The sequence below is a fragment of the Candidatus Hydrogenedentota bacterium genome (assembly GCA_012523015.1).
In the GTDB taxonomy this organism is placed as follows: domain Bacteria; phylum Hydrogenedentota; class Hydrogenedentia; order Hydrogenedentales; family CAITNO01; genus JAAYBJ01.
This window is the reverse complement of record JAAYJI010000336.1, coordinates 1-1,893: the sequence shown is the minus strand read 5'-3', so window position 1 is coordinate 1,893 and position 1,893 is coordinate 1. Positions and strand designations below refer to the sequence as shown.

The window sequence follows — 1,893 nt, the reverse complement described above, 5'->3', positions numbered from 1 at the left end:
ATTGTGGATGCGGATATTGACGAAGCAAGATAAGACGGTACCATTGACGGCAAAGAGCACCCGGGGCTGAAGAATACAAAAGGACATATTGGATTCTTAGGTCATGGCGATATCGTTTATTTCCGCAACATGCTTGTGAAAGAGTTGGGTATATAATGATTCGGGGTGTGCGTGAAAGACGTGCTACGCCCTCTGAGAAACAATGCAGATTCGGAGGCAGCGCCTGACAGCCTTTGCGTGCTGCCTCCTTAAAAATAATGTTTCCACCCTGCGGTGATCGCAACACCGTTAAAGTCATATGCGCGGTGGAATGAAAAATTATATCCGCCGTTCAGCACAAACACGTTGCGCTCGTTGATAGGTATGTCTGCGCCAATATTCAGATTGAGTGTGGTGACCCACCAGTTTTCCCTTTGTTGAAAATTTAAAAACTTGGGCAGCGGCGAGAGTTGTGCTTTGGCTTTCACTTTATAGCCGGCATAATTTTGTGTTAACCGAAAGCCAAAGAATGGTTTTGTGTGGCGCAGGTGATCGCGGATCCCCTTGTACCTTCGAGGCTCCGGTATTCCCCAGGGAAAGCCATCAATGCATAAGCCGAGATAAGCGGAAGAACGAAATATTTCGAAATCCGTGCGTAGCGGCAAGAGCAGTAAGGAACGATCATTGGCCTTTGTGCGAACGGTGCCGCCGGAATATCCAAAGTGAAGATAGAGCGCCCAGTTGGGAGACAATACACGGCCCACAGCAAAATCGGGAACCCAAAGCAAATGATCATCTCGCAAGGAAGAGACGGTGCGCACATTGTCGGATCCGGGCGCGAGGAGGCGCATGCCGGGATTAAAATATTTTCGGATTAAGCGCTCACTTTCCAGTTTCGGATAGACATTGATCACCGCAGGAAGGATGAACCAATTGGGCTCCCACGGATCATTATTCTTTTCAGTTAAAGCAATTGGGGGGCTTTCGATAGGGTCACACAAAGCCAAAGGGTGTTCTGCAGATTGGGCGTGAGCTTCCTCTTCCACAGCACCGCTCCACGCTCCTCGATTGACTGCAAGGAGACAAAGAAGCAAGGTCAACGGAAATACCACTAAAAGGCTATATAAAAAAGAGCTTGAGAATAGTGATTGCCCGGTATACTGAAACTGGGAACCCTGTACAGGCATGGTTATAGAAAATTCCATTCATCATTGGATAGCATGTGTTTTTTAAAAGGGAATTACAGCGCACTTATACCGTCATCTCTTTTGTTCGCAAAGGTTTTATCGGTCTTGAAGAAAAACAAAATTCAATCCGAAGCACTTATCAGGTAAACCTTCGATTAAAAGCAAGACGGGGAGCGCATCCTATATAACCAATTCATAGGGATGAATACAACTTAGTTACCGGAAATCGCCTCAATTTGTAATGTTTGACAATAAGAATATATGATTATTGGGGTGGCATGGATTAGTTTCATTTCAAAATTTGTTGTATCTTAGGTGTAGGAAAAATTGAATAAAAAGGGGCTGTTGCAGTCTAGTAGTATGTAGTAACTTGCATGGAAATGAGTTGAAAAGACAAAGGAAGCAGAAAATGAACCATCGTTTTGTATTTTTGGTAACTATGATTGTCGCCGGCGGTATGGTCTTGTCCTTAAGCGGATGTCAGACCCATGGCGAAGCGGCCGGTTTGGGCGCGGGACTCGGCGCATTGGCCGGCGGTATTATCGGTCATCAAAGCGGACATGCCATTGAAGGGGCGCTTATAGGCGCGGCTGTGGGCGGGATGACCGGTCTCATTGTTCATGATGTTAAAGCCCGCAAAGAACAGAGCCGCGAGCAAACGATGGCTGCCTATAGTTACGCACCATCCCAAGGGGAGATGCTGACGCTGGAACGCAGCGAAATACTT

2 protein-coding genes are annotated in these 1,893 nt (G+C 46.7%); one reads left to right on the top strand and one right to left on the bottom strand.

Going from position 1 to position 1,893, the window contains the following annotated elements; translation table 11 throughout:
• Window positions 1-248 precede the first annotated feature (248 nt).
• A complete protein-coding gene (locus tag GX117_14545) occupies window positions 249-1,184 on the bottom strand; it encodes a hypothetical protein (GenBank protein NLO34548.1) in 936 nt (311 codons plus the stop codon).
• 391 nt (window positions 1,185-1,575) lie between these two features.
• On the opposite strand from GX117_14545, the gene GX117_14540 reads away from it, so the two are divergent.
• The coding region (locus tag GX117_14540; GenBank protein ID NLO34547.1) for a hypothetical protein at window positions 1,576-1,893 on the top strand (318 nt) is incomplete at its 3' end.

Coding starts and splice junctions, on each gene's coding strand:
- GX117_14545 (NLO34548.1), bottom strand. CDS start 1,184: ATGGAATTTTCTATAACCATGCCTGTACAGGGTTCCCAGTTTCAGTAT.